This window comes from Mammaliicoccus sp. L-M44, from assembly GCF_022386355.1.
Lineage (GTDB): Bacteria > Bacillota > Bacilli > Staphylococcales > Staphylococcaceae > Mammaliicoccus > Mammaliicoccus sciuri_A.
In genome coordinates this window covers 29,548-55,550 of record NZ_JAJNIU010000018.1, presented here as the reverse complement: position 1 = coordinate 55,550, position 26,003 = coordinate 29,548, and the positions used below count along the sequence as shown (strand labels likewise).

At 32.9% G+C, this 26,003-nt stretch carries 26 protein-coding genes, 6 tRNA genes and 1 rRNA gene; 29 read left to right on the top strand and 4 right to left on the bottom strand.

Annotation, left to right across the window (positions count from 1 at the left end):
- The 20 genes from rrf to LQ611_RS10515 all read left to right on the top strand — a co-directional run.
- A 5S ribosomal RNA gene (gene rrf / locus LQ611_RS14290) occupies nt 1-82 on the top strand; the annotation flags it as partial.
- A 19-nt stretch (nt 83-101) separates the two neighbouring features.
- Nucleotides 102-176, top strand: a tRNA-Asn gene (locus LQ611_RS10605).
- Between the two features lies 1 nt (nt 177).
- Nucleotides 178-249, top strand: a tRNA-Glu gene (locus LQ611_RS10600).
- 8 nt (nt 250-257) lie between these two features.
- A tRNA-Val gene (locus LQ611_RS10595) sits at nt 258-333 on the top strand.
- 16 nt (nt 334-349) lie between these two features.
- Nucleotides 350-433 (top strand) — tRNA-Tyr (locus tag LQ611_RS10590).
- 4 nt (nt 434-437) lie between these two features.
- Nucleotides 438-512, top strand: a tRNA-Gln gene (locus LQ611_RS10585).
- A gap of 4 nt (nt 513-516) precedes the next feature.
- Nucleotides 517-589, top strand: a tRNA-Lys gene (locus tag LQ611_RS10580).
- A 185-nt stretch (nt 590-774) separates the two neighbouring features.
- Nucleotides 775-1,680, top strand: a complete 906-nt coding sequence (gene rocF / locus LQ611_RS10575) for an arginase (RefSeq protein ID WP_107565389.1) — start codon at nt 775-777, stop codon at nt 1,678-1,680.
- Between the two features lie 142 nt (nt 1,681-1,822).
- The gene (gene cdaA / locus LQ611_RS10570; RefSeq protein ID WP_025907437.1) at nt 1,823-2,629 is read left to right on the top strand and encodes a diadenylate cyclase CdaA; all 807 of its coding nucleotides are present in this window, start codon (nt 1,823-1,825) and stop codon (nt 2,627-2,629) included.
- Complete coding sequence (locus LQ611_RS10565) at nt 2,630-3,565, top strand: CdaR family protein (protein ID WP_025907435.1); 936 nt, start codon at nt 2,630-2,632, stop codon at nt 3,563-3,565.
- Between the two features lie 21 nt (nt 3,566-3,586).
- Entirely contained in the window at nt 3,587-4,939 is a 1,353-nt protein-coding gene (gene glmM, locus LQ611_RS10560; RefSeq protein WP_025907433.1) for a phosphoglucosamine mutase, read from the top strand.
- Between the two features lie 472 nt (nt 4,940-5,411).
- Nucleotides 5,412-7,214, top strand: a complete 1,803-nt coding sequence (gene glmS / locus LQ611_RS10555) for a glutamine--fructose-6-phosphate transaminase (isomerizing) (protein WP_239709562.1) — start codon at nt 5,412-5,414, stop codon at nt 7,212-7,214.
- 369 nt (nt 7,215-7,583) lie between these two features.
- On the top strand, nt 7,584-7,886 hold the full coding sequence (locus LQ611_RS10550; RefSeq protein WP_025907429.1) for a metal-sensing transcriptional repressor: 303 nt from the start codon (nt 7,584-7,586) through the stop codon (nt 7,884-7,886).
- A 13-nt stretch (nt 7,887-7,899) separates the two neighbouring features.
- The gene (locus tag LQ611_RS10545; RefSeq protein ID WP_239709560.1) at nt 7,900-10,284 is read left to right on the top strand and encodes a heavy metal translocating P-type ATPase; all 2,385 of its coding nucleotides are present in this window, start codon (nt 7,900-7,902) and stop codon (nt 10,282-10,284) included.
- Between the two features lie 244 nt (nt 10,285-10,528).
- Nucleotides 10,529-11,137: a DedA family protein gene (locus LQ611_RS10540; RefSeq protein ID WP_025907425.1), complete on the top strand. Its 609-nt coding sequence runs from the start codon at nt 10,529-10,531 to the stop codon at nt 11,135-11,137.
- 22 nt (nt 11,138-11,159) lie between these two features.
- The gene (locus tag LQ611_RS10535) at nt 11,160-11,609 is read left to right on the top strand and encodes a GNAT family N-acetyltransferase (RefSeq protein WP_025907422.1); all 450 of its coding nucleotides are present in this window, start codon (nt 11,160-11,162) and stop codon (nt 11,607-11,609) included.
- A gap of 133 nt (nt 11,610-11,742) precedes the next feature.
- A complete protein-coding gene (locus tag LQ611_RS10530; RefSeq protein WP_037560313.1) occupies nt 11,743-12,528 on the top strand; it encodes a VOC family protein in 786 nt (261 codons plus the stop codon).
- A gap of 104 nt (nt 12,529-12,632) precedes the next feature.
- Nucleotides 12,633-13,412 (top strand): ABC transporter ATP-binding protein, encoded by a 780-nt coding sequence (locus LQ611_RS10525; RefSeq protein WP_107565392.1) that lies wholly within the window; start codon nt 12,633-12,635, stop codon nt 13,410-13,412.
- Between the two features lie 76 nt (nt 13,413-13,488).
- Entirely contained in the window at nt 13,489-14,343 is an 855-nt protein-coding gene (locus LQ611_RS10520) for a Cof-type HAD-IIB family hydrolase (protein ID WP_107565393.1), read from the top strand.
- A gap of 142 nt (nt 14,344-14,485) precedes the next feature.
- The gene (locus tag LQ611_RS10515) at nt 14,486-15,142 is read left to right on the top strand and encodes a haloacid dehalogenase type II (RefSeq protein ID WP_025907416.1); all 657 of its coding nucleotides are present in this window, start codon (nt 14,486-14,488) and stop codon (nt 15,140-15,142) included.
- A gap of 57 nt (nt 15,143-15,199) precedes the next feature.
- On the opposite strand, the gene LQ611_RS10510 is transcribed toward LQ611_RS10515, so the two are convergent.
- Entirely contained in the window at nt 15,200-16,150 is a 951-nt protein-coding gene (locus tag LQ611_RS10510; RefSeq protein WP_025907415.1) for a hypothetical protein, read from the bottom strand.
- A gap of 178 nt (nt 16,151-16,328) precedes the next feature.
- Here LQ611_RS10510 and LQ611_RS10505 point away from each other — a divergent pair, with 178 nt between their 5' ends.
- From LQ611_RS10505 to LQ611_RS10495, 3 genes are read left to right on the top strand one after another with little or no spacing between them, the layout of a single operon-like run.
- Nucleotides 16,329-16,862: a CHAP domain-containing protein gene (locus LQ611_RS10505; RefSeq protein WP_025907412.1), complete on the top strand. Its 534-nt coding sequence runs from the start codon at nt 16,329-16,331 to the stop codon at nt 16,860-16,862.
- Between the two features lie 14 nt (nt 16,863-16,876).
- Nucleotides 16,877-17,524: an SDR family oxidoreductase gene (locus LQ611_RS10500; protein ID WP_025907410.1), complete on the top strand. Its 648-nt coding sequence runs from the start codon at nt 16,877-16,879 to the stop codon at nt 17,522-17,524.
- Nucleotides 17,525-17,542: 18 nt separating this feature from the next.
- Nucleotides 17,543-18,277 (top strand): metallophosphoesterase family protein, encoded by a 735-nt coding sequence (locus tag LQ611_RS10495; protein ID WP_107565394.1) that lies wholly within the window; start codon nt 17,543-17,545, stop codon nt 18,275-18,277.
- 38 nt (nt 18,278-18,315) lie between these two features.
- Here LQ611_RS10495 and LQ611_RS10490 read toward each other — a convergent pair whose 3' ends face one another.
- Together LQ611_RS10490 and LQ611_RS10485 are read right to left on the bottom strand one after the other, a co-directional pair.
- Nucleotides 18,316-19,260 carry a cation diffusion facilitator family transporter gene (locus LQ611_RS10490; RefSeq protein WP_025907406.1) on the bottom strand — a complete coding sequence of 315 codons (945 nt, stop codon included), beginning with the start codon at nt 19,258-19,260 and terminating at the stop codon, nt 18,316-18,318.
- A gap of 19 nt (nt 19,261-19,279) precedes the next feature.
- The gene (locus LQ611_RS10485) at nt 19,280-19,579 is read right to left on the bottom strand and encodes an ArsR/SmtB family transcription factor (protein WP_025907403.1); all 300 of its coding nucleotides are present in this window, start codon (nt 19,577-19,579) and stop codon (nt 19,280-19,282) included.
- Between the two features lie 137 nt (nt 19,580-19,716).
- Between LQ611_RS10485 and LQ611_RS10480 the strand changes: the two genes are divergently transcribed.
- From LQ611_RS10480 to LQ611_RS10460, 5 genes are all read left to right on the top strand, one after another.
- Nucleotides 19,717-20,031, top strand: coding sequence for a CHY zinc finger protein (locus LQ611_RS10480; RefSeq protein WP_107565395.1), 315 nt, complete (start codon nt 19,717-19,719; stop codon nt 20,029-20,031).
- Nucleotides 20,032-20,148: 117 nt separating this feature from the next.
- Nucleotides 20,149-20,646 carry a hypothetical protein gene (locus tag LQ611_RS10475; protein WP_107565396.1) on the top strand — a complete coding sequence of 166 codons (498 nt, stop codon included), beginning with the start codon at nt 20,149-20,151 and terminating at the stop codon, nt 20,644-20,646.
- A 73-nt stretch (nt 20,647-20,719) separates the two neighbouring features.
- Entirely contained in the window at nt 20,720-22,150 is a 1,431-nt protein-coding gene (locus tag LQ611_RS10470; protein WP_107565397.1) for an MDR family MFS transporter, read from the top strand.
- 112 nt (nt 22,151-22,262) lie between these two features.
- On the top strand, nt 22,263-23,327 hold the full coding sequence (locus LQ611_RS10465) for a YkvI family membrane protein (RefSeq protein ID WP_025907397.1): 1,065 nt from the start codon (nt 22,263-22,265) through the stop codon (nt 23,325-23,327).
- A 47-nt stretch (nt 23,328-23,374) separates the two neighbouring features.
- The gene (locus LQ611_RS10460; protein ID WP_107565398.1) at nt 23,375-24,409 is read left to right on the top strand and encodes an alpha/beta hydrolase; all 1,035 of its coding nucleotides are present in this window, start codon (nt 23,375-23,377) and stop codon (nt 24,407-24,409) included.
- Nucleotides 24,410-24,454: 45 nt separating this feature from the next.
- On the opposite strand, the gene LQ611_RS10455 is transcribed toward LQ611_RS10460, so the two are convergent.
- Nucleotides 24,455-24,958, bottom strand: a complete 504-nt coding sequence (locus tag LQ611_RS10455) for a GNAT family N-acetyltransferase (protein WP_025907393.1) — start codon at nt 24,956-24,958, stop codon at nt 24,455-24,457.
- A 118-nt stretch (nt 24,959-25,076) separates the two neighbouring features.
- Here LQ611_RS10455 and LQ611_RS10450 point away from each other — a divergent pair, with 118 nt between their 5' ends.
- Nucleotides 25,077-26,003 carry an NAD-dependent epimerase/dehydratase family protein gene (locus tag LQ611_RS10450; protein WP_107565399.1) on the top strand — a complete coding sequence of 309 codons (927 nt, stop codon included), beginning with the start codon at nt 25,077-25,079 and terminating at the stop codon, nt 26,001-26,003.

Genomic DNA, 26,003 nt, shown 5'->3' with positions numbered 1-26,003 from the left:
CCCATGCCGAACACAGAAGTTAAGCTCTTTAGCGCCGATGGTAGTTGGGCTTACGTTCCGCGAGAGTAGGACGTTGCCGGGCAAATATTTAATTTTATTATTCCACAGTAGCTCAGTGGTAGAGCTATCGGCTGTTAACCGATCGGTCGTAGGTTCGAGTCCTACCTGTGGAGCCATGGCCCCTTGGTCAAGCGGTTAAGACACCGCCCTTTCACGGCGGTAACACGGGTTCGAATCCCGTAGGGGTCATTTTTTATGGAGAATTAGCTCAGCTGGGAGAGCATCTGCCTTACAAGCAGAGGGTCGGCGGTTCGAACCCGTCATTCTCCACCATTTAATTTAATAAGCTGGAGGGGTAGCGAAGTGGCTAAACGCGGCGGACTGTAAATCCGCTCCTTCGGGTTCGGCAGTTCGAATCTGCCCCCCTCCACCATTTTTGGGCTATAGCCAAGCGGTAAGGCAACGGACTTTGACTCCGTCACTCGCTGGTTCGAATCCAGCTAGCCCAGCCATTAAGAGCCATTAGCTCAGTTGGTAGAGCATCTGACTTTTAATCAGAGGGTCAGAGGTTCGAATCCTCTATGGCTCATAAGTAAGAGACATTAGTTAATCTAATGTCTCTTTTTTATTGATGAAAATATGCATAAAACGATGTATATACGTATAAATATTTGGAATATATTAATATTATCCACAAACCCTTATATAGCTTGATGTAAGTGCTTACATATACTAGAATATAATAGTAATGCAAATTAAGGGGGATTTGAAATTATGAAAAAGAGCATTGAAATAATCGGTGCACCAACTGCTTTTGGTCAAAGAAAATTAGGCGTTAATTTTGGACCAGATGCATTGAGATATGCTGGTTTGATTGAAAGAATAGAAAATATAGGTCACCATGTCATAGATAAAGGTAATGTAGAATCACCTAATATTGATATGAAAAAATATAAAAGCGAACAAGAAGGTTTAAGAAATTTAGATGAAGTAATTTCATTTTCAAATAACTTATATGAATCCGTAAATGAAACGATGAATAATGGTAACTTTCCATTAATTTTAGGTGGGGATCATTCATTATCAATTGGATCAATCGCTGGTATCAGTAAACACTATAGTAATCTCGGTGTTATTTGGTATGATGCACATGGAGATTTAAATACATTAGATTCTTCACCAAGTGGTAATATTCATGGAATGCCATTAAGAGTCTTAATAGGTGAAGGTAATGAAGAATTAATGAATATCGGTGGATATAAGAACAAAGTAAAACCTGAAAATATCGTTCTAATTGGCATGAGAGATTTAGATGATGGTGAAAAGGAATATATTAAAAAATCAGGTATACGTACATATACAATGGCAGATATAGATAAACTTGGCATGAATCAAGTTATATCTGAAACGATAGATTACTTAAAGGATAAAACGGATGGTGTACATCTTTCATTGGATGTTGATGCATTAGATCCAGTCGAAACGCCTGGTACGGGCACAACAGTACCAGGAGGCGCAACATATAGAGAAAGTCATTTAGCTATGGAGTTACTCCATGAGTCAAATTTAATCGTATCTGCTGATTTAGTCGAAGTAAATCCTCTAATCGATGAATATAATAAAACGGCTCACCAAGCAATTGGGTTAATGGGATCATTCTTTGGAGAGAAATTATTATAATTGACAATCATAGATAAAATATACTTTAATAAAGAAGTCTCTTTTATAGAGGCTTTTTTTGTTTTATATATAATTAAATTAACAATATATCTCAAAAATTGTTATAATAAGCACTAGGTAAATGAAACACGGAGGAGATACTATGCAGTTACCTGACATTTTTGGTGAATTAAGTGCCTTAAAAGTTATAACAGGTATACTTGATTTAATTATTGTATGGTATGTATTGTACTTAATTATAACTGTCGTTAAAGGTACAAAAGCGATACAACTATTAAAAGGTATATTTTTCATCATAATTGGTAGAACAGTAAGTAATTTTTTGAATTTGACGACTACTACGCTTTTATTTGATTTTGTATTGCAATGGGGATTTTTAGCAATCATTGTAATATTCCAACCAGAGTTTAGAAGAGCGTTGGAACAATTAGGGCGAGGAAGTCTATTTAAACGAGTAAATGTAGCGACATCAGCAGAACAAGAAAGGTTAACTGATAGTGTTGATAAAGCTGTTCAGTATATGGCTAAAAGAAGAATAGGTGCATTAATTGTATTCGAGAAAGAAACAGGTCTTCAAGACTACATAGAAACAGGTATACCTATTAATGCTGATATTTCTCAAGAATTACTCACAAATATTTTTATTCCAAATACACCATTACATGATGGTGCGATGATCATACGTGAACAAAAAATTGCTACAGCAGCAAGTTATTTGCCGTTATCTGACAGTCAAAAAATTTCTAAAAGTTTAGGAACGCGTCATAGAGCAGCTGTAGGGATTTCAGAAGTATCAGATGCATTTACAGTTGTAGTATCAGAAGAAACAGGTTCAATATCTGTAACAATTGATGGTCGATTAAGAAAAGAAATATCAAGTGAAGCCTTTAGAGAGTTACTAGTTGAGCATTGGTTTGGTTCTGTTCAAAACAGAAAGGATGTGAAGTAGATGCTAGAATCTAAATGGGGTTTACGATTTGTAGCTTTAATTTTAGCGCTACTCATGTTCTTATCAGTAAATAATGTGTTCGGTAGTTTGTTTTCGGAAAATGCTTTGAAAAGTTCAGATCATGTAATAGAAGATGTTCCGGTAGATACAATTTATAATACGAAAGAATTATATTTATCAGGAGCACCTAAAACTGTGGATGTAAAAGTTTCTGGTCCACAATCTACAATATTACAAGCTGAAAAATTATTGAATTTTAAAGTAGAATTGGATTTGAAAAACAAATCAGTAGGACAATATAAAGAAAACTTTAAAATTAAAGGACTTAGTGATGAACTTAAAGCGACAGTTGTGCCTAAAAGCGCAAATGTAACGTTACAAGACAAAGTTTCTAAAAAATATCCAATTGAAGCAGAGATTAACCAAAACAGAATTGCTTCTGGATATGAGCTAGTAGGAGAAACTGTTAATCCATCACAAGTAACGATTACAGGTGGACAAGAAGAACTTAATAAAATTGCTTATGTTAAAGCTACTTTAGATGAAACGAAGCAATTAACAGATGATACGACTGAAAAAGCGGGTATCAGTGTACTCGATAGCAATTTAAATAAACTAGACGTACAGATTAGACCAGATACTGTTAACGTCAATATTAAAGTTGCAAGATCTAGTAAAACTGTGACATTAAATCCTGTTACAAAAGGTAGTGCATCTAAAAATATAAATATTGATGATATTACTTTAGATAAAACCGAAGTTAAAATATATGGTTCGAGAAACGTTCTTGATGGTATAGGATCAATAGATGTACCTGTCGATATTTCAAATGTTGACGGTGATACATCTAAAAAAGTAAGTCTTAGCTTGCCTGATGGTGTGGACGAAGCAGAATTTAAAAATGTCGAAGCAAAAATAGAAACTTCTAAAAACTAATGGAATTAAAGGAGAATTATAATGGGCAAATATTTTGGTACAGATGGTGTTAGAGGTGTAGCTAATTCTGAGTTAACACCAGAAATCGCATTTAGATTAGGTAGATTTGGTGGTTATGTATTATCAAAGAAACATGGTAGTGAAAATCCTAAAGTATTAGTAGGTAGAGATACACGTGTTTCTGGCGAAATGTTAGAAGCAGCTCTAATCGCTGGTCTTTCATCAATTGGTGCAGAAGTCATGAGATTAGGTGTTATTTCAACTCCAGGTGTAGCTTATTTAACGAGAGAAGTGGATGCAGATTTAGGTGTTATGATCAGTGCGTCACACAATCCGGTAGCAGATAATGGAATTAAATTCTTTGGTCCAGATGGTTTCAAATTAACGGATGATGAAGAATTAGAAATTGAAAAGTTATTAGATTCTACAGAAGACAATTTACCAAGACCAACAGGTAACCAATTAAATCATATTTCTGATTACTTTGAAGGTGCTCAAAAATATATAAGCTATATTAAATCAACTGTTGATGGAGATTTAGATGGATTGAAAATTGTCCTAGATGGTGCACATGGTGCTACTTATTCTCTTGCGCCATATTTATTCGGTGATTTAGAAGCAACTAGCGAAACAATCGGTTGTAAGCCAGATGGTTATAATATTAACTTAAATGTTGGTTCTACACACCCAGAAGAATTAGCTAAAGCTGTTATTGAACATGGTGCAGACCTTGGTTTAGCTTTTGATGGTGATGGGGATAGAATCATTGCTGTAGATGATAAAGGACAAATCGTTGATGGTGACCAAATCATGTATGTGTTAGCTGAAGATATGGCACAAAATGGTGAATTAAAAGATAATATGGTCGTTTCAACAGTAATGAGTAATTTAGGTTTCTATAAAGCACTAGAAGAAAAAGGTATTAAATCTAACAAAACTAAAGTTGGAGATAGATATGTTGTAGAAGAAATGCGACGTGGTTCTTACAGCCTTGGTGGAGAGCAATCAGGTCATATCGTTATGATGGATTATAATACGACTGGTGATGGGTTACTGACTGGTGCGCATCTTGCAAGTATCGTTAAAAGATCAGGCAAAAGTTTAAGTGACTTAACAAGCAAAATGAAAAAATATCCACAAAAATTAGTAAACGTTAGAGTTTCTGATAAATATGGTGTTGAAGAAAATGCCAAAGTTTCTGAGATTATGACTAAAGTTGAAGTTGAAATGAATGGCGAAGGTCGTATATTAGTAAGACCATCAGGTACTGAACCACTTGTTCGTGTAATGGTTGAAGCTAAAACAGAAGAAGATGCTGAAAGATTTGTTAACAGCATTGCAGAAGTAGTAGAACAAGAGATGGGAATTGAATAAATATATTATTAATCTGAGACAACTTTTATGTGTCTCAGATTTTTTATTTTATTTATTACAACTGTTATTATTATATTTTTATGAGAAAATTGCACTAAATATAGTATTATAATTGCACAACATACAATTTCATTGTAGAATGAAGAGAGCTTTCTTAAGGAGGATTGTGAGGTTTATCGAAATAAGGAAACTTATAGCGCCTGAACAAAGAACATACGCGATTGAAGAGGCATGTATAATCAGATACATGCTGAATGAGTGTTATGAACTTTGTTGACGAGGAGGATAGTTATCGAATTATCGGCGGATGCTATCCCGGATGTGGCTCATTCGAAGTTCAATGTTTAAAGCATATAGGTGACTGTATGTCCAAAGCCATTGAAATAGCCATAAATTGAACAGAGTATTGAAAGCGACTAGACTAAAATTTTAAAAGTCTGACCGCTTATTTAAAATTGGAGGAATTTTGATTATGTGTGGAATAGTAGGATATATAGGTACAGCAAATGCTAAAGAATTATTACTTAGAGGATTAGAAAAATTAGAATATAGAGGTTATGATTCAGCTGGTATTGCTGTAAGAAATGAAGAAGAAATTAAAGTATTTAAAGAAAAAGGAAGAATTGCTGAATTACGTAAAGCAGCTTCTGATGACTTTGATGGAAATATTGGTATTGGACATACACGTTGGGCAACTCACGGTGTGCCAAACTATGAGAACGCTCACCCTCATCAATCAACATCAGGTCGTTTCACATTAGTACACAACGGTGTTATTGAAAACTATGAACAACTTAAAAATGAATTTTTATCAGGTATCACTTTTAAATCAGATACTGATACTGAAGTTATTGTTGAATTAATTGAACACTTCTCAAACGAAGGTTTAACTACAGAAGATGCTTTCAATAAAGTATTATCATTATTACACGGTTCATATGCATTAGGTTTATTAGATGAACAAGATGCTGACACAATCTATGTAGCTAAAAACAAATCACCATTATTAGTTGGTATCGGTGATGGATTTAACGTAATTGCTTCAGATGCAATTGCTATGTTAGCTGTAACAGATACTTATAAAGAATTAGTCGACAACGAAATTGTTATCGTAAAACGCGATAAAGTGATCATCAAAGACCAAGAAGGTAACGTAATCGAAAGAGATAGCTATAAAGCTGAAATCGATGCTTCAGACGTTGAAAAAGGTACTTACGATCACTACATGTTAAAAGAAATTCACGAACAACCAGGTGTTATGCGTAACATTATTCAAAATTACCAAGATGAAGAGGGTAACCTTAAAATCGATAAAGAAATTATTGAAGATGTTGCACAAGCAGATAGAATTTATATCGTTGCATGTGGTACAAGTTACCATGCTGGTTTAGTAGGTAAAGAATACATTGAAAAATGGGCAGGCGTTCCTACTGAAGTACATGTAGCTTCAGAGTTTGTTTACAACATGCCTTTATTATCTGAAAAACCATTATTCATCTTTATTTCACAATCAGGTGAAACAGCAGATAGCCGTGCAGTATTAGTAGAAGCTAAACGTTTAGGTCACAAAGCATTAACAATTACAAATGTACCAGGATCAACTTTATCTCGTGAAGCGGATCATACATTAATTTTACACGCTGGACCTGAAATCGCTGTTGCATCAACTAAAGCATATACAGCACAAATCGCAGTATTAGCAATTCTTTCTCAAGTAGTTGCGAATGCACATAACAAAAATACTGGCGTAGATATTATTCCTGAATTAGCGAAAGTAACAACTGCAATCACTGCAATTGTTGACGATGCGCCTAAAATGGAACAAATCGCTAAAGATTTCTTAGAAACAACACGTAACGCATTCTTTATTGGACGTACAATGGATTACTACGTAGGTCTTGAAGGTGCATTGAAACTTAAAGAAATTTCTTATATCCAAGCAGAAGGATTTGCTGGAGGAGAATTAAAACACGGTACAATTGCATTAATTGAAGAAGGTACACCAATCATTGCATTAGCTACACAAGAAAAAGTTAACTTATCAATTCGTGGTAACGTTAAAGAAGTTGTAGCACGTGGTGCTAATCCATGTATTATTTCTATGGAAGGTTTAGAACACGATCAAGATACGTATGTAATACCACACGTTCATGAAATGTTATCACCACTTGTATCAGTAATCACATTACAATTAATCTCTTACTACGCTGCATTACACAGAGGTTGTGACGTAGATAAACCACGTAACTTAGCTAAATCAGTTACAGTTGAATAGATTGATGTTGAACACCTGAGCTACTCGCTCAGGTGTTTTTTTGTAAATTTTGAATATATTATATATGGTTAGGCGTGTATGATGGCAGTAGTAACAAAAGTCGGAGGAATTGTAACTAAGGAGGTCCATGTCCATAGTAACAAAAGTCTGGAGAATTGTAACTAAGGGGGTCTATAGTAACAAAAGTCTGGGGAATTGTAACTAAGGCAGCCCATAGTAACAAAAGCCCGTGGAAATGTAACTAAGGTGGCCCATAACATATTAACAAACTTTCTCTATTCAACAGCGCATATAATTTTTGTTGAGCTTTTATATTGAAAAATATACTATAGGGGGGTATAGTATTAATTGAAGAGAGGAAGTGATTGTATGAGTGAATATTTACATGAACATACTGTAACACCTAGAACTAAAGAGGAAAAAGATAAAGTGATCAATAGACTAAAACGTATTGAGGGTCAAGTGCGTGGTATTCAAAGTATGGTTGAGGAAGATAGATATTGTGTGGATATATTAGTTCAAATTAGTGCGATACAGTCTGCTTTAAAAAATGTTGGATTTGCGGTAACGGAAAGACATATTAAACATTGTGTGACGGATGCTATTCAAAATGGTGAAGGCGAAGAAACAATAGATGAATTAATGAGTGTACTTAAACAATTTTCTAAGTAAGGAGGTAAACGAAATGAGTGAATCTAAACATGTTACTGTTGGTGTAACGGGTATGACATGTGCAGCATGTTCCAATCGTATTGAAAAAGTGTTAAACAGAATGGATGGCGTTGATGCTCAAGTGAATTTATCAACTGAGAAAGCATCCATCACTTTCAATAATGACGCTACAAATTTATCGGATGTTACAAATAAAATTGAAAATCTCGGATACGGTGTCTTAACTGAAAAGGCTGAATTAGATGTCTATGGTATGACGTGTGCAGCATGTTCTAACCGTATTGAGAAAGTACTCAATCGACAAGAAGGTATCACACAAGCAACAGTTAATTTAACGACTGAACAAGCTAATGTCGAATACAATCCTGAAATTATAGATGTTAAAAGTATTATTAATAAAATTAAAAATTTAGGCTATGACGCTGCTACTAAAAGTGATGTTCAAAATCAAACAACGCATAAAGAACAAGAAGTACAAAAAATGAAAACTAAACTGATTATTTCTGCTATTTTATCGTTGCCACTTTTATTGACGATGTTTGTGCATTTATTTAATATGCCTATGCCTCATATCTTAATGAATCCTTGGTTTCAATTTATACTAGCAACACCTGTTCAATTTATCATTGGCTGGCAGTTCTATGTTGGCGCTTATAAGAACTTGAAAAATGGTGGTGCTAATATGGATGTATTAGTGGCATTAGGAACAAGTGCAGCATATTTTTATAGTTTATATGAAGCTATCAAAACAATTGGTAATCCATCTTATATGCCGCATTTATATTTTGAAACAAGTGCAGTGTTAATTACTTTAATCTTGTTTGGGAAATATTTAGAAAAACGCGCTAAAAGTCAAACAACGAATTCTTTATCATCTTTATTAAATTTACAAGCTAAAGAAGCAAGAGTTATTCGTGATAATAAAGAGATCATGATACCTATTGATGATGTCGTTGTCGGTGATATATTGAACATCAAACCAGGTGAAAAGATACCGGTGGACGGTATTATTGAAAAAGGGCGTACATCAATAGATGAATCTATGATTACAGGTGAATCTATTCCTGTTGAAAAAACGATAAATGAAGAAGTCATTGGTTCAACGATTAATAAGAATGGTTTAATTCATGTAAAAGCAACAAAAGTAGGTGAAGATACGGCACATGCTTCTATTGTTAAAATTGTAGAAGAAGCGCAAGGATCTAAAGCACCTATCCAAAGACTAGCAGATGTTATTTCTGGTTATTTCGTTCCGATTGTTGTTGGGTTATCAATCTTAACATTTATCATATGGCTAACATTAGTAGATCCAGGTCAGTTTGAACGTGCATTAGTAGCAGCAATTGCTGTGATTGTCATTGCTTGTCCATGTGCGCTTGGATTAGCTACACCAACATCCATTATGGTTGGTACGGGTAAAGCTGCCGAGAATGGCATATTATTCAAAGGTGGCGAACATTTAGAACGTACACACCAATTAAATACAATCGTGCTAGATAAGACTGGTACAATTACAAAAGGTAAACCTGAAGTTACGGATTATACTGGTGACGTAGAAACACTCAGTCTATTAGCAAGTGCAGAAAAAGGTTCAGAACACCCTCTTGCTGAAGCAATTGTTGCATACGCTACAGAACAAGAAGTCGCATTAAATGATGTAGACGATTTTAATGCAATACCTGGATATGGTATTCAAGCAACTATACAGAATAAAGAAATATTAGTCGGCAATCGAAAATTAATGACAAGACATGGTATCGAAACGACATCATTTGAACAAGACATGTCTAATTTAGAACAAGAAGGTAAAACAGCTATGTTAGTTGCTGTTGATCGTACATTTAAAGGTATTGTCGCAGTTGCGGATACAATTAAAGAAAGTGCACCAGAAGCGATTAAACTGCTTCAAGATGAAGGCTTAGAAGTCGTGATGCTTACTGGTGATAACGAAAGAACAGCTCAGGCTATCGCAAATCAAGTAGGTATTCAAAAAGTCATTTCTGAAGTATTACCAAATGAAAAAGCTGATAAAATTAAAGAAATTCAAAGTACTGGCAAAAAGGTTGCAATGGTCGGTGATGGAGTTAATGATGCGCCAGCGTTAGCAATATCAGATATTGGTATCGCAATTGGGACTGGCACTGAAGTTGCGATTGAAGCGGCAGATGTAACAATTCTTGGTGGAGAATTATTACTTATCCCAAAAGCAATTAAAATAAGTCATGCAACAATTAAAAATATTAAACAAAACTTATTCTGGGCATTCGGCTATAATACAGCAGGCATACCAATTGCTGCAATAGGTATTCTAGCGCCTTGGGTTGCAGGTGCTGCAATGGCATTAAGCTCTGTAAGTGTCGTAACAAATGCATTAAGATTAAAAAAAGTTAAATTATAAATACTTCATTCACACTCATATATAAATGGGTGTGAATTTTTTTATGAATCATTTTATTGTAAAATAAAAAGTAATGACAATGCATATAAATAAAAATTGTCATGTTCATACTTAAGTCTTACACTTATTCAGCGTTATATATTATATAATTAAGTTTCATCATTATGTTTTATTTATTATTATTGAGAGTTTTTATTTACAAAGCAATAAAATGAGAAAGATATCAACTTAAAGGAGCAAATTAATGGAGAGTTGGATTACAAGTGTAATGGAACAATTTGGCTATTTTGGTATTGCCTTATTGATATTATTGGAAAATGTTTTCCCACCCATACCATCAGAGGTTATTTTAACATTTGGAGGTTTCATGACAACGAAGTCAGATCTAACAGTCTTAGGTGTAGTCGTTGCATCTACAATAGGTTCTGTAGGCGGTGCGGTCATATTATATTGGATTGGTCGTATTCTAAATGTTGAAAGAATCGAAAGAATTATCGAGAAATGGGGTAAATATCTTAGGTTAACGAAAGAAGATGTAAGAAAAGCGGATGCTTGGTTCGATAAATATGGACCATGGACTGTATTCTTCTGTAGATTTATTCCACTTATTCGAAGTTTAATATCCGTTCCGGCTGGTATGAGCGGTATGAATCAATGGTTATTTTTAGTATTAACGACAATTGGTACATTGATATGGAATTTAGTATTAGTACTGGTAGGTGCTAAAGTAGGAGATAATTGGCATCAAATCGTCAATTATATGGATGTTTATTCTAACTTTATGTACGCAGTTATTGCAATTGGTATAATTGTATTTGGCATTTGGTTTATTAGGAAGAAGAAAGTTTCATAACTTAAACAATGAAGGTGATACAATGATAACTTTATGTGAGCAGTTAAATGATAGACATTATGAATTATTAGCTTTAGCAGATGACAATCAACATGCTGTTAGTGATTATGCTTCTAGAGGTCAAGTATATGTTTATCAACAAGATCATCAAGATATCGGAATTGCAGTTGGGTTATTAACGAGACCCAATACATATGAGTTAGTTAATTTAGCAGTTGATCCTCAATTTCAAAATCAAGGTATAGGGAAATTATTAATTGACCATTTGATTAATGAAGCGAGAAAATTACATTGTCATACAATAACTGTTGGAACAGGTAACTCAGGTATTGGGCAATTGAAACTTTATCAACAAGCTGGATTTAGAATGAAATCAATAGATATTGATTATTTTGTAAAGTATTACGAAGAACATATCTTTGAGAATGGTATACAATGCAAAGATATGGTGAGATTAGAGATGGAATTATAATAAAATGGCCTATACGGATTCAATGTAAAATTGTATCGTATAGGTTTTTTTACTTTTCAAAACAAAGTAGTATACTTTTTATAGTATATAAAATATACTATAGTTAACTAATAAATAAGAAGAGGTGCAAGTTATGTTTCATGGTAAAGATGCAAATTTAGTTAAAGGCATTACATTAAATGTTAAAGATTTAGAAAAAATGACAGTATTTTACGACAGTATTCTAGGATTAAATATAAAAAGTAAAGATGACAAACAAACAGTATTTGAGATTGGTAACTCAGGTCATACTATTACATTAAATTTATTAGTAGATGGTAGAGAACCAAGTATGAGAGAAGCTGGATTATTCCATCTAGCAATATTATTACCAACAACTGCTGATTTAGCAGACTTTTTATTACATGCTTCAAGATTAAATGTAAGATTAGGTGCTGGGGACCATATCGTGTCAGAAGCATTGTATTTAAATGATCCAGAAGGCAATGGTTTAGAAATTTATAGAGATAGAGATCCAGAAACTTGGGTATGGAATGATGGCAATGTCAATATGGATACACATGAGGTAGACGCAGAAGCTTTAGTCAAACATGCATCAACTGAAGGTTGGAACGGTATGCCTGAAGGTGCTAAGATTGGACACTTACATTTAAAAACAAGCAACATCAATGAAAGCAAAGATTTTTATATTGATACATTAGGATTAAAAATTGTTGTAGGTAACTTCCCTAATGCATTATTCATGTCAACGAAAGATTACCATCACCATATTGCAATTAATACTTGGCAATCTAATAAAAAACGCGAAGATTTAGATCATAGTTACGGACTTGCCAATATTGATATGCAAATACCGAACAGAGCATCTGAAGTATTGATTTCACCAGATGGATTAAGATTCGATATTAATCCAGAATAATCATTATAAAATTAAGCCTTCCTATCCTATCATCTTTAATATAAGAGATGTTTCATGTACAATAAGTGAATATTCTAAATTCTTATATTAAAGGGGATGTAAGTATGCTTCTTGATTTGAAACATATTAATTGGATTAGAGAAGGCAAATACATATTAAAAGATATTTCTTGGGAAATAGTAGATGGAGAACACTGGGTCTTGTACGGATTAAATGGTGCTGGTAAATCTACCATTCTCGATATTATTAACGCATATACAGCACCATCATCTGGTGAATTTGAAATACTAGACATGAAACAAGGAAGACCAGGTTATTCTGCTGATGCTATTAGAAGGCAAATTGGTTATGTTTCATCATCTTTATTTAAGAAAATGAGACAACAGGACAATGCTTATACAACTGTTATTAGTGGTGCTTATGCGTCAATTGGTGTTTATGAAGAACCTACTGAAGAAATTAAAGAAAAAGCGAAACATATTTGTGAAACGCTAGGTATTACACATTATATAAATAGAAGGTTTGAAACGCTATCTCAAGGAGAACAAACGCGCGTATTGATAGGTAGAGCGTTAATGTCAGAACCGAGGTTGCTTATTCTTGATGAACCAACTAATGGATTAGACTTTGTAGCACGTGAAGATCTGTTAGAAAGAATTGAGTATATCGGTCAAGATAGTAATAGACCAACGATTATTTATGTGACACATCATTTAGAAGAAGTCTTACCAATCTTTAAAAACATACTTTTATTGAAAAATGGAGAAGTATTCCAATCAGGTGATATTCATTCGCTATTAAATAGTGATAATATGAGTAACTTATTTGGAATTGATGTGGATGTTACATTTAAAAATGATAGACCAATTTTATCTAAAAAGTAATATGCATTTTAAAAAATTGCCTTTATGTTGTGAGCATGAAATAATAGACATTGATAAATGATATGGAGGATTCAACATGACGATTCAAGCAGTTTTTTTAGATATGGATGGGACAATTTTAAATGAAGACAACAGAGTAACGAATCATACAAATGATGTTATTCAAGAAGTTAGACAAAAAGGCATTAAAGTATTTATTGCGACAGGAAGAGCATATGATGAAATTCCATATTTAGTACCAGAGAATTTTGAAGTTGATGGTATTTTATCTTCAAATGGTGCAGTAGGATATATTAATGGAGAAGAAATATTTAAACACCAACTGCCTATGGAAACAGTGCGTAAACTTGTAGATTTAGCAGAACAACATCAAATTTATTATGAGCTATTTCCATACTATAAAAATCGTATCGCCTTAAAACGTGATAAAACGTTATTACTTTCTGAAATCCAAACAGATGAATTGGGAGATGTAGAACGTAACGAATGGAAATCTCGACAAGAAGCTTTAAGTGAAAAAATCAATTGGGTTGATGAAATACCTGAAGATGCTTATTCTAAATTTTATTTCTTCAAAAAATACGAGTCAGAAATTAAAAAATGGGAAGAACTTATCGTACCTATGAAAGAAGAATTAGATATTTCAATCTCTCATTCAACAACTTGTAATTTAGAAACGATGCCTACAGGCGTTAACAAAGCAACAGCTATTCAAGCTACTTTAGACTATTTAGGAATTGCAGATGATACTGAAACGTTTGCGATTGGTGATAGTGATAATGATAGACAAATGCTCGAATTTGTAGATAATCCAATTGTGATGAAAAATGCACCTGATCATATTAAAGCGTTAGGTAGTGAAGTTACGAGACGTACAAATGTAGAAAATGGTGTCGCTGACTTTTTAAGTCAAAAGTTTTTAATTAATTAAATCAATATATGAAACCATGTCCGATATAAAGGAGCATGGTTTTATTTTATGAACAATAAGGTTGTTAGCAATATATTTTATGTGATTGTTTTATATACATTTGGATATAATACAATGAGTGATGTTTTAAAGGGGTGATGAAATGATTAAAACAGTAGTTTATGACTTATATGGCACGCTTTTTGATATAGATAGTGTGAGAGAAAAATGTGAAAAGTTATTCCCGGGAAATGGAGATAGAATTGCTAAAGCATGGCGATATAAACTAATTGAGTACACACACGTGAGACAATTAGTGGATGAATATAAACCATTTAGTAAAGTGATTCGTGATTCACTTGAGTACGTACTCAGCAGAAATGATTTTGATTACTCATTGAAAGAAATTAACGAATGTATGGCAGCATATAATCAATTAACGCCATTTCCAGAAGTTGCGCACACATTAAAAGAATTATCAGAAGTTGATCAAATCATATTTAGTAATGGTAATAAAGAAATGATAGAACAAGTATTAGATTATTCAAATATCAAGAGTTACTTTAAGTTTATCTTGTCTCTTGAAGAGTTTGGGGTGTATAAACCAGATTCTAATGGATACGCTTTGTTAGAAGAAAATATTCCATATAATAAAGATGAAGTACTATTTGTATCATCAAATAAATGGGATATTGTTGGCGCACAAAAGTTTGGATTTCAAACGGCATGGGTTAATCGTAACTTTAGTGATTTTGAATATATAGAGGTTAAACCCGACTTTGAATTACAATCTTTATATAGTATTAAAGATTTAATATAAAAAAAGCGCTCAATCTATTGAATCTAGATTGAGCGCTTTATATGTAATCAATTAGGATTACTGGTTATTTGGAGGGTAAAGTGCATTTTTATTTTTATGATAGAAGTTCATTACACTTCCGTAAATGAAGTATGAAACAATAAACATAAAGATAAAGTACACAATATATCCAAGTACCGCGAATATAACTTGTAATACTGCTGGCATAAATGAAACAACAACTGCAACAACGATACCAATAATAGCTAAAACAATATATGCAACAACAACATAAAGTAAGTTACTGAATAATAATTTCCAAGCATTATTAGGACCTTTACTTGTAATATTCCAACCAATTGAGAATTTAGTGAATGTTGGTAACGATCTTTGATCAATATGAACAAGTACTGTGTTCATAATAAATATCACTACATAATATAATGGAATAAACACTGCGAATAGAACTAAAATCATAAATAACATGATAATTACAAATGATATAGACATTGCGCCGAAAGCTTCACTTGAACCGCTTGGTTGCATAATAGCCATAGATGTTCCGAATATTGCAAAGAAGATTAGTTCAACAACTAATACGACAATATAAATCGCTATGTACATTGCAACACTGATAACACCTATAATAACTGTAAGTTTTAATGTTTTAACGTAGTTTCCTTTTCGTAAGAACATAAATAAATCACTAAAGTTTGGCCCAATACCTAAGTCTGTATCTTTATAGTATTTAATCATGCCATAAGCTAAAGGAATTAAAACAAAGATATATAAACCAAGTGTTAATAAAAAGCCGAGTACCATAGTGACAAAGAATATTGCTAATCCTCCGCCAGAAGGTTCACCTGAGAAGTCTTGTGATGAAGCGAGTGAGACACCACCGATTAAGAATAATACACCCGGTATTAACATTATGAGAACCATAACGATTGATGCTAAAATAGAAAATAGAATAGTTTTTAAATGGAATCCCTGTCCATTTCTAAAGTAATCCAATTGGAACTTGAACATATGATTCACCTCTTGTCTTTTTGTATCATTAGGGTACCATAAAAAACTATGTAAATGTCATTTAATTGTCAAAAACTTTCTTGCATTTGTGAATTTTTCAAAAAAGTTATAAGCACTTTATTTGATATCCTACGTTTTAACTCATATATTTGAGGTACATTAGTTATAGGAGTGAGCTATGAAAAAGTTATTCCGCTTCATCGTTTACCTTGCAACATGGGTCGCTATTATTACCATGGTTATGCTTTTTAAAAGCCAAGGTGGATTCGATTTATTAAATCATTATGTTGAAGACGTAAAGAAGCAGATGAAAGAAAAAGAAGTAGCGATTCGTACGGAACAAATTAAAAAGAATGATAAAACAGATGACCGTTCACTTGGTAATTACTATCAAGAAGGTCAATGTACATTTTATGTATTTGAAGAAAGATTGAAAATTGATAAAAAAATTAGTTCATCATGGGGTGACGCTAAACATTGGGATGACCGTGCAAAAGAAGAAGGCTATAAAGTAAACGGACAACCTAGTGAAGGCTCAATCTTACAAACAGATTATGGTGAACTAGGGCACGTCGCAATAGTTGAAGAAGTAAAAAATGATGGTTCAATTGTTGTTTCTGATATGAACTATAAAAAGCCATATGAAGTGACTTCAAGGTTAATCACGCCAGATAGATTACACAACTATCGTTTTATACATGAAAAAATTTAAAGGAGTGTTTTATAATGAAGATTTTCGTAATAGGTGCTAATGGACAAATAGGAAGACATTTAGTTAAAGATTTAGTAGCAGAAGGCAATGAAGTTGTTGCAGGTATTAGAAAAAACAGTCAAGCAAGTTTCTTTGAAGACTTAGGTGCAACAACAGCACCACTAGATCTTGAATATGACGATATCAATGACATTTCTGAAAAAATAAAAGATGCAGATAAAGTTGTGTTTACAGCAGGTTCAGGTGGACATACTGGTGCAGACCAAACAATTATTATAGACTTAGACGGCGCAGTTAAATCTATTGAAGCAAGTAAAATAGCAGGTACGAAACATTTTGTAATGGTATCTTCATTTGATACAAGAAGATCAGCTTTTGAAGGAGATTTAAAACCTTACACAATAGCTAAACACTATGCAGATGAACATTTAAGAAATGCTAATATACCATATACAATCGTTCACCCTGGTGCATTAACAAATGATGATGCTATAGGAACAGTTACATTAGCTGAAGAAGTAGAACGTGGTAAAATACCTCGTAAAGATGTAGCGACTGTCTTGGTTGAAGTATTAAACAATGATGAGAAAATTGGTCAAGAATTCCAAGTCGTTTCAGGAGATGTTGAAATTAAAGAAGCGGTTGATCAATTTAATCAATAATCATAAAGGAGTCTTATGATGGTTAAATTCGCAATTTTGACAGATATACATGGAAATATCGATGCATTAAACGCGGTACTTTCAGATATCGATAATCGCACGGATATAGATCACATTTATAACTTAGGTGATAATATTGGTGTTGGCCATTGTACAAACGAAGTTCTTGAAGCAGTTACAAGCAGAAAAGATATGACATACATTGCAGGTAATCACGATGAAGCGATTATGTCAGTCGTTAACAACGAACCATATCCAGAAAGTTTGAAAAGTAAGTTCTATGAACATCATCAATGGATAGTAGAACATTTAGATAGTAAATATTATACCTTTTTAAATGAACTTAAACGTGAAGTTACAAAAGAAATAGACGGTTTAAAATTTTATTTCACACATTATCGAATACTCGAAGAAAATATGGATAAGCATATTAGTGAAGATCCATTTGAACCAATCGTAGATCCTTCGTTAGAACATGTACACGGATTATTTAACGGCGTAGATGCAGATTTTGTTACATTCGGACATAATCACGTGTTACATCACTTTGATGATATAGAAACAATATATTTTAATCCAGGATCAGTAGGGTTAAATAACGGTGCATACGCTGTGTATGGCATTGTAGAAGTTAAAGATGGTGCCATAAACGTAGAAAGAGTCAAAGTACCTTATGATAATCAACCATTCTTAGAAGGATTTGATGATAAGAAAGTACCAGGCAAACAATTAATATTTGAATCATTCATATAGAAGAAAACAGCCACAACATTGATGTTGTGGCTGTTTTTTTAATGTACGTGTTCTGTTTGTTCCATGCAACAGAGTAGGGAACTGTCATGCTGATGATCTGGTGTTTCTAATTGGATTGTTGCGTGATGTATAGATTTATGAATAAGTTTATGATTGATTTCTTCTATTATACTGTCGCATTCCTCCACAGTCTTATCTTTATCTACAACTGCATGACAACTTAAGGCTGTTAAATCACTTGTAATGGACCATATGTGCAAATCATGTACTTCTATTATATCTGGGTGCGACTTGATCGTTTCAGATATTTCATGAACATCGATATTTGATGGAGTGCCTTCCATCAGTACATTTAATGCAGACTTCGTAACACCATATCCGCTTCTAATAATTAATAGTGCCACAATAACACTTGCTATTGGGTCAGCTAATTTCCAACCGAATGCAATCATAATGAGTGCTGCTACGATTGCGCCAACTGAACCTAATAAATCTCCGAGTACATGAATGAATGCACCACGCATATTTAAGTTGTCTTTCGTATCAGACCCTTTAAACATTAACCAAGCTATGAAAATATTAACAAGTAAACCGATTGTACTTATGATTAACATGCCTGTGGAAGCGACTTCTGGCGGATCTATAAATCTAGAAATAGCTTCATAAAAGATATATATACTAATAGCAATTAACAAGACACCATTAATTAAAGCTGCTAAAATTTCAAATCTCTTGTAGCCATATGTCTTATTCTTATTGGAAACACGTTCACCGAATTTAAATGCCATTAATGCAATAAAGAGTGAAATGGCGTCGCTTAGCATATGTCCAGCATCTGATAGTAAAGCTAAACTATTTGTAATATATCCACCAATCACTTCTACTATCATAAATACGGCAATGATAATAAATGAAATGAGTAGTATTTTTTTATTATTTGTATGAACATGGTTGTGGTCATGTCCATGATGTTCATGTCCCATGAAAACACCTCCTAAATTGTTAATGTTTGGCATGCTCGATGGCTTGTTTTAATAATAAGATAACGTGATCATCATCGATTGAGTAATAAATACTTTTACCTTCACGTTCAAATTTAACAAGTCTAAGATTCTTTAAAAATCTTAATTGGTGCGACACGGAAGATTGACTGAGTGAAAGTGTTTCAGCTATACAACCTACAGAATGTCTTCCGGTACATAATAAATGTAATATCTTTACGCGAGTTGGATCGCTTAATGCTTTAAAAGTTTGTGATACAAGTAATAGTGTTTCATCATCTAAAATAGTATTTGTAGTCATATTATTCTCCTAACATATGAATATATGTTCATATGTTAATCTTATTAAAATTTATGGTATCTGTCAAATCATTATAAATTGACAAAATAGCTATATTTGTGAGATGTTCACTTAAAGTAAATTTTTTGGAGGATACTATGGTGAAAATACATGGCTTAACTGTAGATAATGAATCTAGATGTGAACATTATCAAACGCCGCTAGATATCATCGCGATTAAATTTAAATGTTGTAATAAATTCTATCCTTGTTACAAGTGCCATAATGAATGTGAAAAGCATGACATTAAGAGATGGGATCAGTCTGAATTTGATGAACACGCGATACTATGTGGCGTTTGTAAAGAAACGATATCCATCAATGATTATATGTTAAAAGAGGTATGCCCAAATTGTGATGCTCGCTTTAATCACCGATGCAAGTATCACCATCATTTATATTTTAAAATTTAAGTTGGTTTTCTATTTTAAAGGTAATTTATTACAAAACATGTTATAATATTTTTGACTTTAAAAATTTATCATTGAAATGAATGTGAATGTTGCATAGAGAGAAAAGGAGGACATTGAATGAAGGATTTGATTAAAGGTCATATATTAAGTGGCGAATTTGATACTGCATATAGATTGATGTCCGAAGTGGATTTCTTAGAATTTGAAGAACACTTTATTTCAGCAGCTCACGAAGAAGAAAGTACGATGTTTTATACATTTATATTAGACTGTATTAAGAAGGGAGAAACAAGTGAACTTCATGACTTAGCGTTCTTGTTACACGTTTATCCATATAGTGAACATGATGGCGCATTTCATTCAGCATATTATCATGCTGAAAGATCGATGATTTTAACAGATCATAAAGAAGTTAAAAGTTTATTACAAATGCTTCTATTACATGCTATACCGGAACCTTTACTTTCTGACAAACAAGCTTTTGATATAAGTAAGCAAATACTTAAGATAGACCCAGAAAATAAAGTTGCTAGAAATATAATGAAAGAAACAGCTAAGAGAATGGATCAAGTAGTGGTAGATTTTTCACAACTATCCAAATCTCAAAATGCATAAACCTAGTCTTTTGACTAGGTTTATTTTTTATGGCATTATAGAAAAGTTACAAAATAAAATTTAGGAGAAAAAAATGGAGAATCAGTTTAAAAGAAAAATAATTATGATTGTCTTTTTAGTTGGTACATTTTTCATGATTTTAAATGAAACGCTCTTAAATATTGCATTAAAAGAATTAATGTTAGTATTTGATGTAGATGCACCAACTGTCCAATGGATGGCAACTGGTTTCATGTTAGTAATGGGTGTACTAACGCCATTGTCTGCAGTCGTAAATCAATGGTTTACAACGAGGCGGTTATTTTTAGGGTTAGTAACAATATTTTCTATCGGGACTTTAACAGCTGGGTTAGCCGTTAACTTCCCAATGTTATTAGTAGGTAGAATGATTCAAGCAGCTGGAACGGGACTTATGATTCCAACTGTCATGAATGCAATGCTCATGCTATACAATGAGAGCGAACGCGGGAAAATTATGGGTCAATTCGGATTAGTCATTATGTTTGCACCTGCATTAGGACCAACGTTATCTGGTGTTATTGTTGATTATTTAGGATGGAGATGGTTATTTTTAATCGTTATCCCATTCATGCTATTTACGTTTATATTCGCATATAGATATTTACAAAATGTTGGTGAAATTACAAGACCGAAAATTGATGTATTCTCAATCATTTTATCAACAATTGGTATTGCAACTATTATATATAGTGTTTCATCAGTAAGTACTACTGAAGGTGGCTTCTCAAGTCCATCAATTTACATCACGCTTATCATTGGTATTATTGCGATGATACTATTTGTCTTTAGACAACTTAAATTAGAAGAACCTTTATTAGATTTGAAAGTATTTAAATACCATAACTATACAAAGGGTGTTATTATTTTCGTTGTTGTGATTATGACAATGTTTGCTTCTGAAATTGTAATGCCTATGTACTTACAAGGTCCAATGGGATTCAGTGCTAAAGTTGCTGGATTAATCTTATTACCAGGTGCTTTATTAAATGGTTTCTTATCACCATTTATGGGTGCCATATTTGATAAAGTTGGTCCAAGAAAACTAGTTGTACCAGGATTAATTGTGTTATTATGTGTCTCAATATTTTATTCAACGATTCATCCAGGTATTTCAGTATGGATATTTGTTATTGTATATATTATTTTAATGATTAGTATTTCTGCAGTATTGATGCCGGCAAATACAAATGCATTAAACGCTTTACCAAAAGAAATGTATCCACACGGTACAGCTGTATCCAATATGTTACAGCCAATAGGTGGCGCATTAGGTATTGCGATTTTTGTAAGTATTATGAACGGTGGACAAAGAGCAGCATTAGAAGGTATTAAGAATCCTACAGTTGATCAAATCAATCATGCTATGACGCAAGGTATTCATCAGTCATACTGGTTTGGTATTGTATTACTCGCTTTAGTAATCATTGTCGGATTGACAGTTACAAGAGCGAATTATAGTCAATCAATTAAAGATAATTCATAAATATATTGAAAAAGAGCAGGATTTTTATAGTCTTGCTCTTAATTTTTGGAATACTTTCGTGAATAGTGGGTATACATCATTATGTTGAACAAAATTATGAGGAGGAAAGTTTGTGTCAAATTTGAAAGAAGCAACAAAAATAGGGTTTGCTTATGTTGGGGTCGTTGTTGGTGCAGGGTTCTCGACAGGGCAAGAGGTAATGAAATTTTTTACCCACTATGGTTTATACGGGTATATAGGAGTTATTATATCTGGTATAATGTTGGCGTTTTTTGGTAGACAAGTAGCTAAGATTGGTACGGCACTCGATGCAGATGACCATAGCTCAACGATTAATTATTTATTCGGTAAAGCAGGTATCGTTATAGATTATGTATTAATATTTTTCTTATTTGGTATATCAGTAACGATGATAGCTGGTGCTGGATCAGCATTTAATGAAAGTTTTGGGGTGCCAACTTGGTTAGGTGCTTTAATTATGTGTATTTTTATTTATATCACGCTTTTATTAGACTTCGATAAAATTATAAAAGCATTAGGTGTCGTCACACCGTTTTTAATCATTGTCATATTAATAATCGCAGGTTACTTTTTTGTGAATGGTCAAGTAGGTATTTCTGAAATTAATGATACAGTTGAATCACCAAGTCTTTTCTGGGGAATAGCTCAAGGATTTATTTATGGTGGTTTAGCGTTCTCAGTTGGATTTAGTACATTAGTTGCCATCGGTGGCGATGCTGATAAACGTCGTATTTCAGGATTAGGTGGCATTATTGGTGGTATTATTTATTTAATATTATTAGCGCTTATCAATGCTGGATTATTAGTTGAATATCCTAATATTAAAGATATCGAGATACCAACGTTAGAACTCGCTAGAACAATTTCACCTATTATTGGTTTTGCATTATCAGTAATTATGCTTATGGTTATGTACAACACGATTTTAGGACTTATGTACTCATTTACAGCAAGGTTTACTGTACCATTTTCTAAAAAATACGTTGTATTACTGACGATATCTATGGTAATCGCTTATGGCTTAAGCTTTGTAGGTTTCTCATCACTGATTGATAAATTATATCCAGCTATGGGTGTTATAGGTTTAGTGATTTGTGCTGCCATTGTTGTTAAATATATTAGACGAAAAAGTGATAACAAAAAACATATCGCATAAAATAATTGAATATGTTAAACTATCTTCTTACATGAGGAAGTGAACATATGAAAAGAAAAAAACGACGATTGTTTATATTGATTGTAGCGATCATCGTTGTTGTAAGTGGGTTTTACGGTTATAACAAATATCAGGAACATAAAGAAAGGGAAGCACAATTACAAGCTCAAAGAGCCAATCAATTATTACTAAACAATAAGAAAGTAAAATTGATACGTGATGTATCTTATGGTCATAGTGCACCAAATAGTCAAATGGATATTATTATGCCTTCAAGAATGAAAAAAGGTGAGAAACTGCCAGTCATATTTTGGACGCATGGTGGTGGTTTTATAGCGGGAGACAAAAGACATAAGAATCCATACTTAGCACAAATTGCTGAAAAAGGATATATCATCGTAAATGTAAATTATGCTTTAGCACCTGATTACCAGTATCCGACACCAATACAGCAATTAGATCAAGCAACTAAATATACATTAAAACATAGAAATAAATTTAATATCGACTATAGACAAATTATATATGGCGGAGACTCTGCAGGTGCACAAATTGCCAGTCAATATGTGGCTTTACAAACAAATGATAAATTGCAACAGCAAATGCGTATGAAGCCAAGTATTAAAAAAGATTATTTAAAAGCTGCCATTCTTTTTGGTGGGTTATATAATATGCAAACTGTGAGATCTACAGAATTTCCAAGAATTGATTTATTTATGACAAGTTATACGGGTACTAAAGAATGGGAAAAGAACTTTGCAAGAATTAATCAACTATCTACCGTTGATCAAGTGACAAAAGAGTATCCACCTACATTTTTAACAGTGGGAGATGCTGACCCATTTGATCCACAAAATAGAGAGTTTGATGAAGTTCTTAAAAAGCAAGGTGTTCAAACGACTACAACATTCTTTGATGGTACGCACGGCTTACGTCATCAATACCAATTCCATATGAACTTGAAAGAATCTAAGAAGAATTATAATAACGTCATGATGTTTCTAGGGGCTAATACGAAACAGTCTCCATATGAAAACAATGCGAATCAAGATTCTGAAACTGTGATAAAAAAAGATAAATAATAAAAAAGGCAAACTACGCGAAATACGTGATGAGTTTGCCTTTTTTTATAATAATTTTGCCATCATAAATTCATCGTAATATTTATCATTAAAATACAATGTTTGTTCTTTCTTTCCTTCTACTTTAAAACCAAATTTCTCGTATAATCGGTATGCCGGTTCATTCTCCGTAACGACTGTTAACTCGAGTCTATGCAGTTGTCTTCTCACTGCCCAAGCTTCAGTTTCTTGAAGTAGTTTAAATCCAATTCCTTTATTTCTAAATGTCGGAAGTAGACCCATAGCAATTTTCGCGGCATGACGATTTCGATTGGTTTTGCCACCTTGGATCGTTACATATCCAATTAATGTATCATTCAATTCTGCAACAATGATTGTAGAGTTACTTGTCGTAATCATTTCTTCTAGAAATAAAGTTTGGTTTTGTATAGATATTTGATGTTCTCCTGGATTAAAGAGTAAATATTCGGATTGATTAATCACACTATCTAACAATTTATTAAAGTTTTCAACATCATTTATTCGAATTTCGCGTATGATTTCTTTCATAAAATGTCTCCTATTTCTATTTATAAATTACAATCAGTGGTATATTTATGGTAATTAAATAATAAATTATAAATAGTATAACACATATGTAAAGTCCGAATATAAAGGAGTGCTTAAAATGAAAGAGAATGTACTCATCTCAGGTGGATCAGGGTATATAGGCAAGCATTTAATCAGTACATTAAAAGATGTCGGCAATCTATATACGATTACAAAGTATGAATCAGATATGATGTTAGATGATGAAGTTACATGGAGAAAGTGCGATATTTTTGTACTTAAAGATATGATTGAAGCTTTAAAAGATATAGATATTGCAATTTATTATTTAGATCCAAACAAGAAATCAGCGAAGTTAACTCAAAGTACTGCACGTAATTTAAATATTATCGCGAGTCATAATATGGCAAAAGCATGTAAAGTCAATAATGTTAAAAAAATTATATACATTAAAGGTTCTCCTTTTGATATAGAAACGATGGAAATATTAAGTTCAACGGGAATTGAAGTTCAAGTGACAGAACAATCTATTAAGCGACCAGCTGTATCGATAGAATTACAGAAGTCTAAAATAGATGATGTTAGAAGTGTTGATAGAATGCCAATTCCTTATAAATGGGATTTAGAAGATGTTGTGAAATACTATTTCCAATGGTTACAAGAAACAAGTGGAACGTTAGTGAGAACAGAATTAATTGGAGATATTTATTATGTTTATTTCCAACATCGCAGTAAACCATTATTAAAATTAAAAAGAGTGCATCCAAATATTGACGAAGATATTATACAGTTCAAAGTTATTGGTGGTTCACTTACTGTAGATTTATATGAAGATAATGGCATGTTAGAATTTAGAAAGTTAAGATTAACAAATGAATTTATGGTTCATTTATTTAATTACGTACCGAGATTACCTTGGAGTATATATTATTTATCACAAGCTCCTATTCATAATGTAACGATGAAGGGGTTCGAAGTTGATTGTAGAATTAAAGATTTTCAACTACGTAGTATAGCAGGAGAAGTTAAAAAATATACAAAGTAG

Excerpts from the sequence above, each read along its gene's own strand:
- rocF (WP_107565389.1), top strand. The coding sequence starts at position 775 with ATGAAAAAGAGCATTGAAATAATCGGTGCACCAACTGCTTTTGGTCAA.
- cdaA (WP_025907437.1), top strand. The coding sequence starts at position 1,823 with ATGCAGTTACCTGACATTTTTGGTGAATTAAGTGCCTTAAAAGTTATA.
- LQ611_RS10565 (WP_025907435.1), top strand. The coding sequence starts at position 2,630 with ATGCTAGAATCTAAATGGGGTTTACGATTTGTAGCTTTAATTTTAGCG.
- glmM (WP_025907433.1), top strand. The coding sequence starts at position 3,587 with ATGGGCAAATATTTTGGTACAGATGGTGTTAGAGGTGTAGCTAATTCT.
- glmS (WP_239709562.1), top strand. The coding sequence starts at position 5,412 with ATGTGTGGAATAGTAGGATATATAGGTACAGCAAATGCTAAAGAATTA.
- LQ611_RS10550 (WP_025907429.1), top strand. The coding sequence starts at position 7,584 with ATGAGTGAATATTTACATGAACATACTGTAACACCTAGAACTAAAGAG.
- LQ611_RS10545 (WP_239709560.1), top strand. The coding sequence starts at position 7,900 with ATGAGTGAATCTAAACATGTTACTGTTGGTGTAACGGGTATGACATGT.
- LQ611_RS10540 (WP_025907425.1), top strand. The coding sequence starts at position 10,529 with ATGGAGAGTTGGATTACAAGTGTAATGGAACAATTTGGCTATTTTGGT.
- LQ611_RS10535 (WP_025907422.1), top strand. The coding sequence starts at position 11,160 with ATGATAACTTTATGTGAGCAGTTAAATGATAGACATTATGAATTATTA.
- LQ611_RS10530 (WP_037560313.1), top strand. The coding sequence starts at position 11,743 with ATGTTTCATGGTAAAGATGCAAATTTAGTTAAAGGCATTACATTAAAT.
- LQ611_RS10525 (WP_107565392.1), top strand. The coding sequence starts at position 12,633 with ATGCTTCTTGATTTGAAACATATTAATTGGATTAGAGAAGGCAAATAC.
- LQ611_RS10520 (WP_107565393.1), top strand. The coding sequence starts at position 13,489 with ATGACGATTCAAGCAGTTTTTTTAGATATGGATGGGACAATTTTAAAT.
- LQ611_RS10515 (WP_025907416.1), top strand. The coding sequence starts at position 14,486 with ATGATTAAAACAGTAGTTTATGACTTATATGGCACGCTTTTTGATATA.
- LQ611_RS10510 (WP_025907415.1), bottom strand. The coding sequence starts at position 16,150 with ATGTTCAAGTTCCAATTGGATTACTTTAGAAATGGACAGGGATTCCAT.
- LQ611_RS10505 (WP_025907412.1), top strand. The coding sequence starts at position 16,329 with ATGAAAAAGTTATTCCGCTTCATCGTTTACCTTGCAACATGGGTCGCT.
- LQ611_RS10500 (WP_025907410.1), top strand. The coding sequence starts at position 16,877 with ATGAAGATTTTCGTAATAGGTGCTAATGGACAAATAGGAAGACATTTA.
- LQ611_RS10495 (WP_107565394.1), top strand. The coding sequence starts at position 17,543 with ATGGTTAAATTCGCAATTTTGACAGATATACATGGAAATATCGATGCA.
- LQ611_RS10490 (WP_025907406.1), bottom strand. The coding sequence starts at position 19,260 with ATGGGACATGAACATCATGGACATGACCACAACCATGTTCATACAAAT.
- LQ611_RS10485 (WP_025907403.1), bottom strand. The coding sequence starts at position 19,579 with ATGACTACAAATACTATTTTAGATGATGAAACACTATTACTTGTATCA.
- LQ611_RS10480 (WP_107565395.1), top strand. The coding sequence starts at position 19,717 with ATGGTGAAAATACATGGCTTAACTGTAGATAATGAATCTAGATGTGAA.
- LQ611_RS10475 (WP_107565396.1), top strand. The coding sequence starts at position 20,149 with ATGAAGGATTTGATTAAAGGTCATATATTAAGTGGCGAATTTGATACT.
- LQ611_RS10470 (WP_107565397.1), top strand. The coding sequence starts at position 20,720 with ATGGAGAATCAGTTTAAAAGAAAAATAATTATGATTGTCTTTTTAGTT.
- LQ611_RS10460 (WP_107565398.1), top strand. The coding sequence starts at position 23,375 with ATGAAAAGAAAAAAACGACGATTGTTTATATTGATTGTAGCGATCATC.
- LQ611_RS10455 (WP_025907393.1), bottom strand. The coding sequence starts at position 24,958 with ATGAAAGAAATCATACGCGAAATTCGAATAAATGATGTTGAAAACTTT.
- LQ611_RS10450 (WP_107565399.1), top strand. The coding sequence starts at position 25,077 with ATGAAAGAGAATGTACTCATCTCAGGTGGATCAGGGTATATAGGCAAG.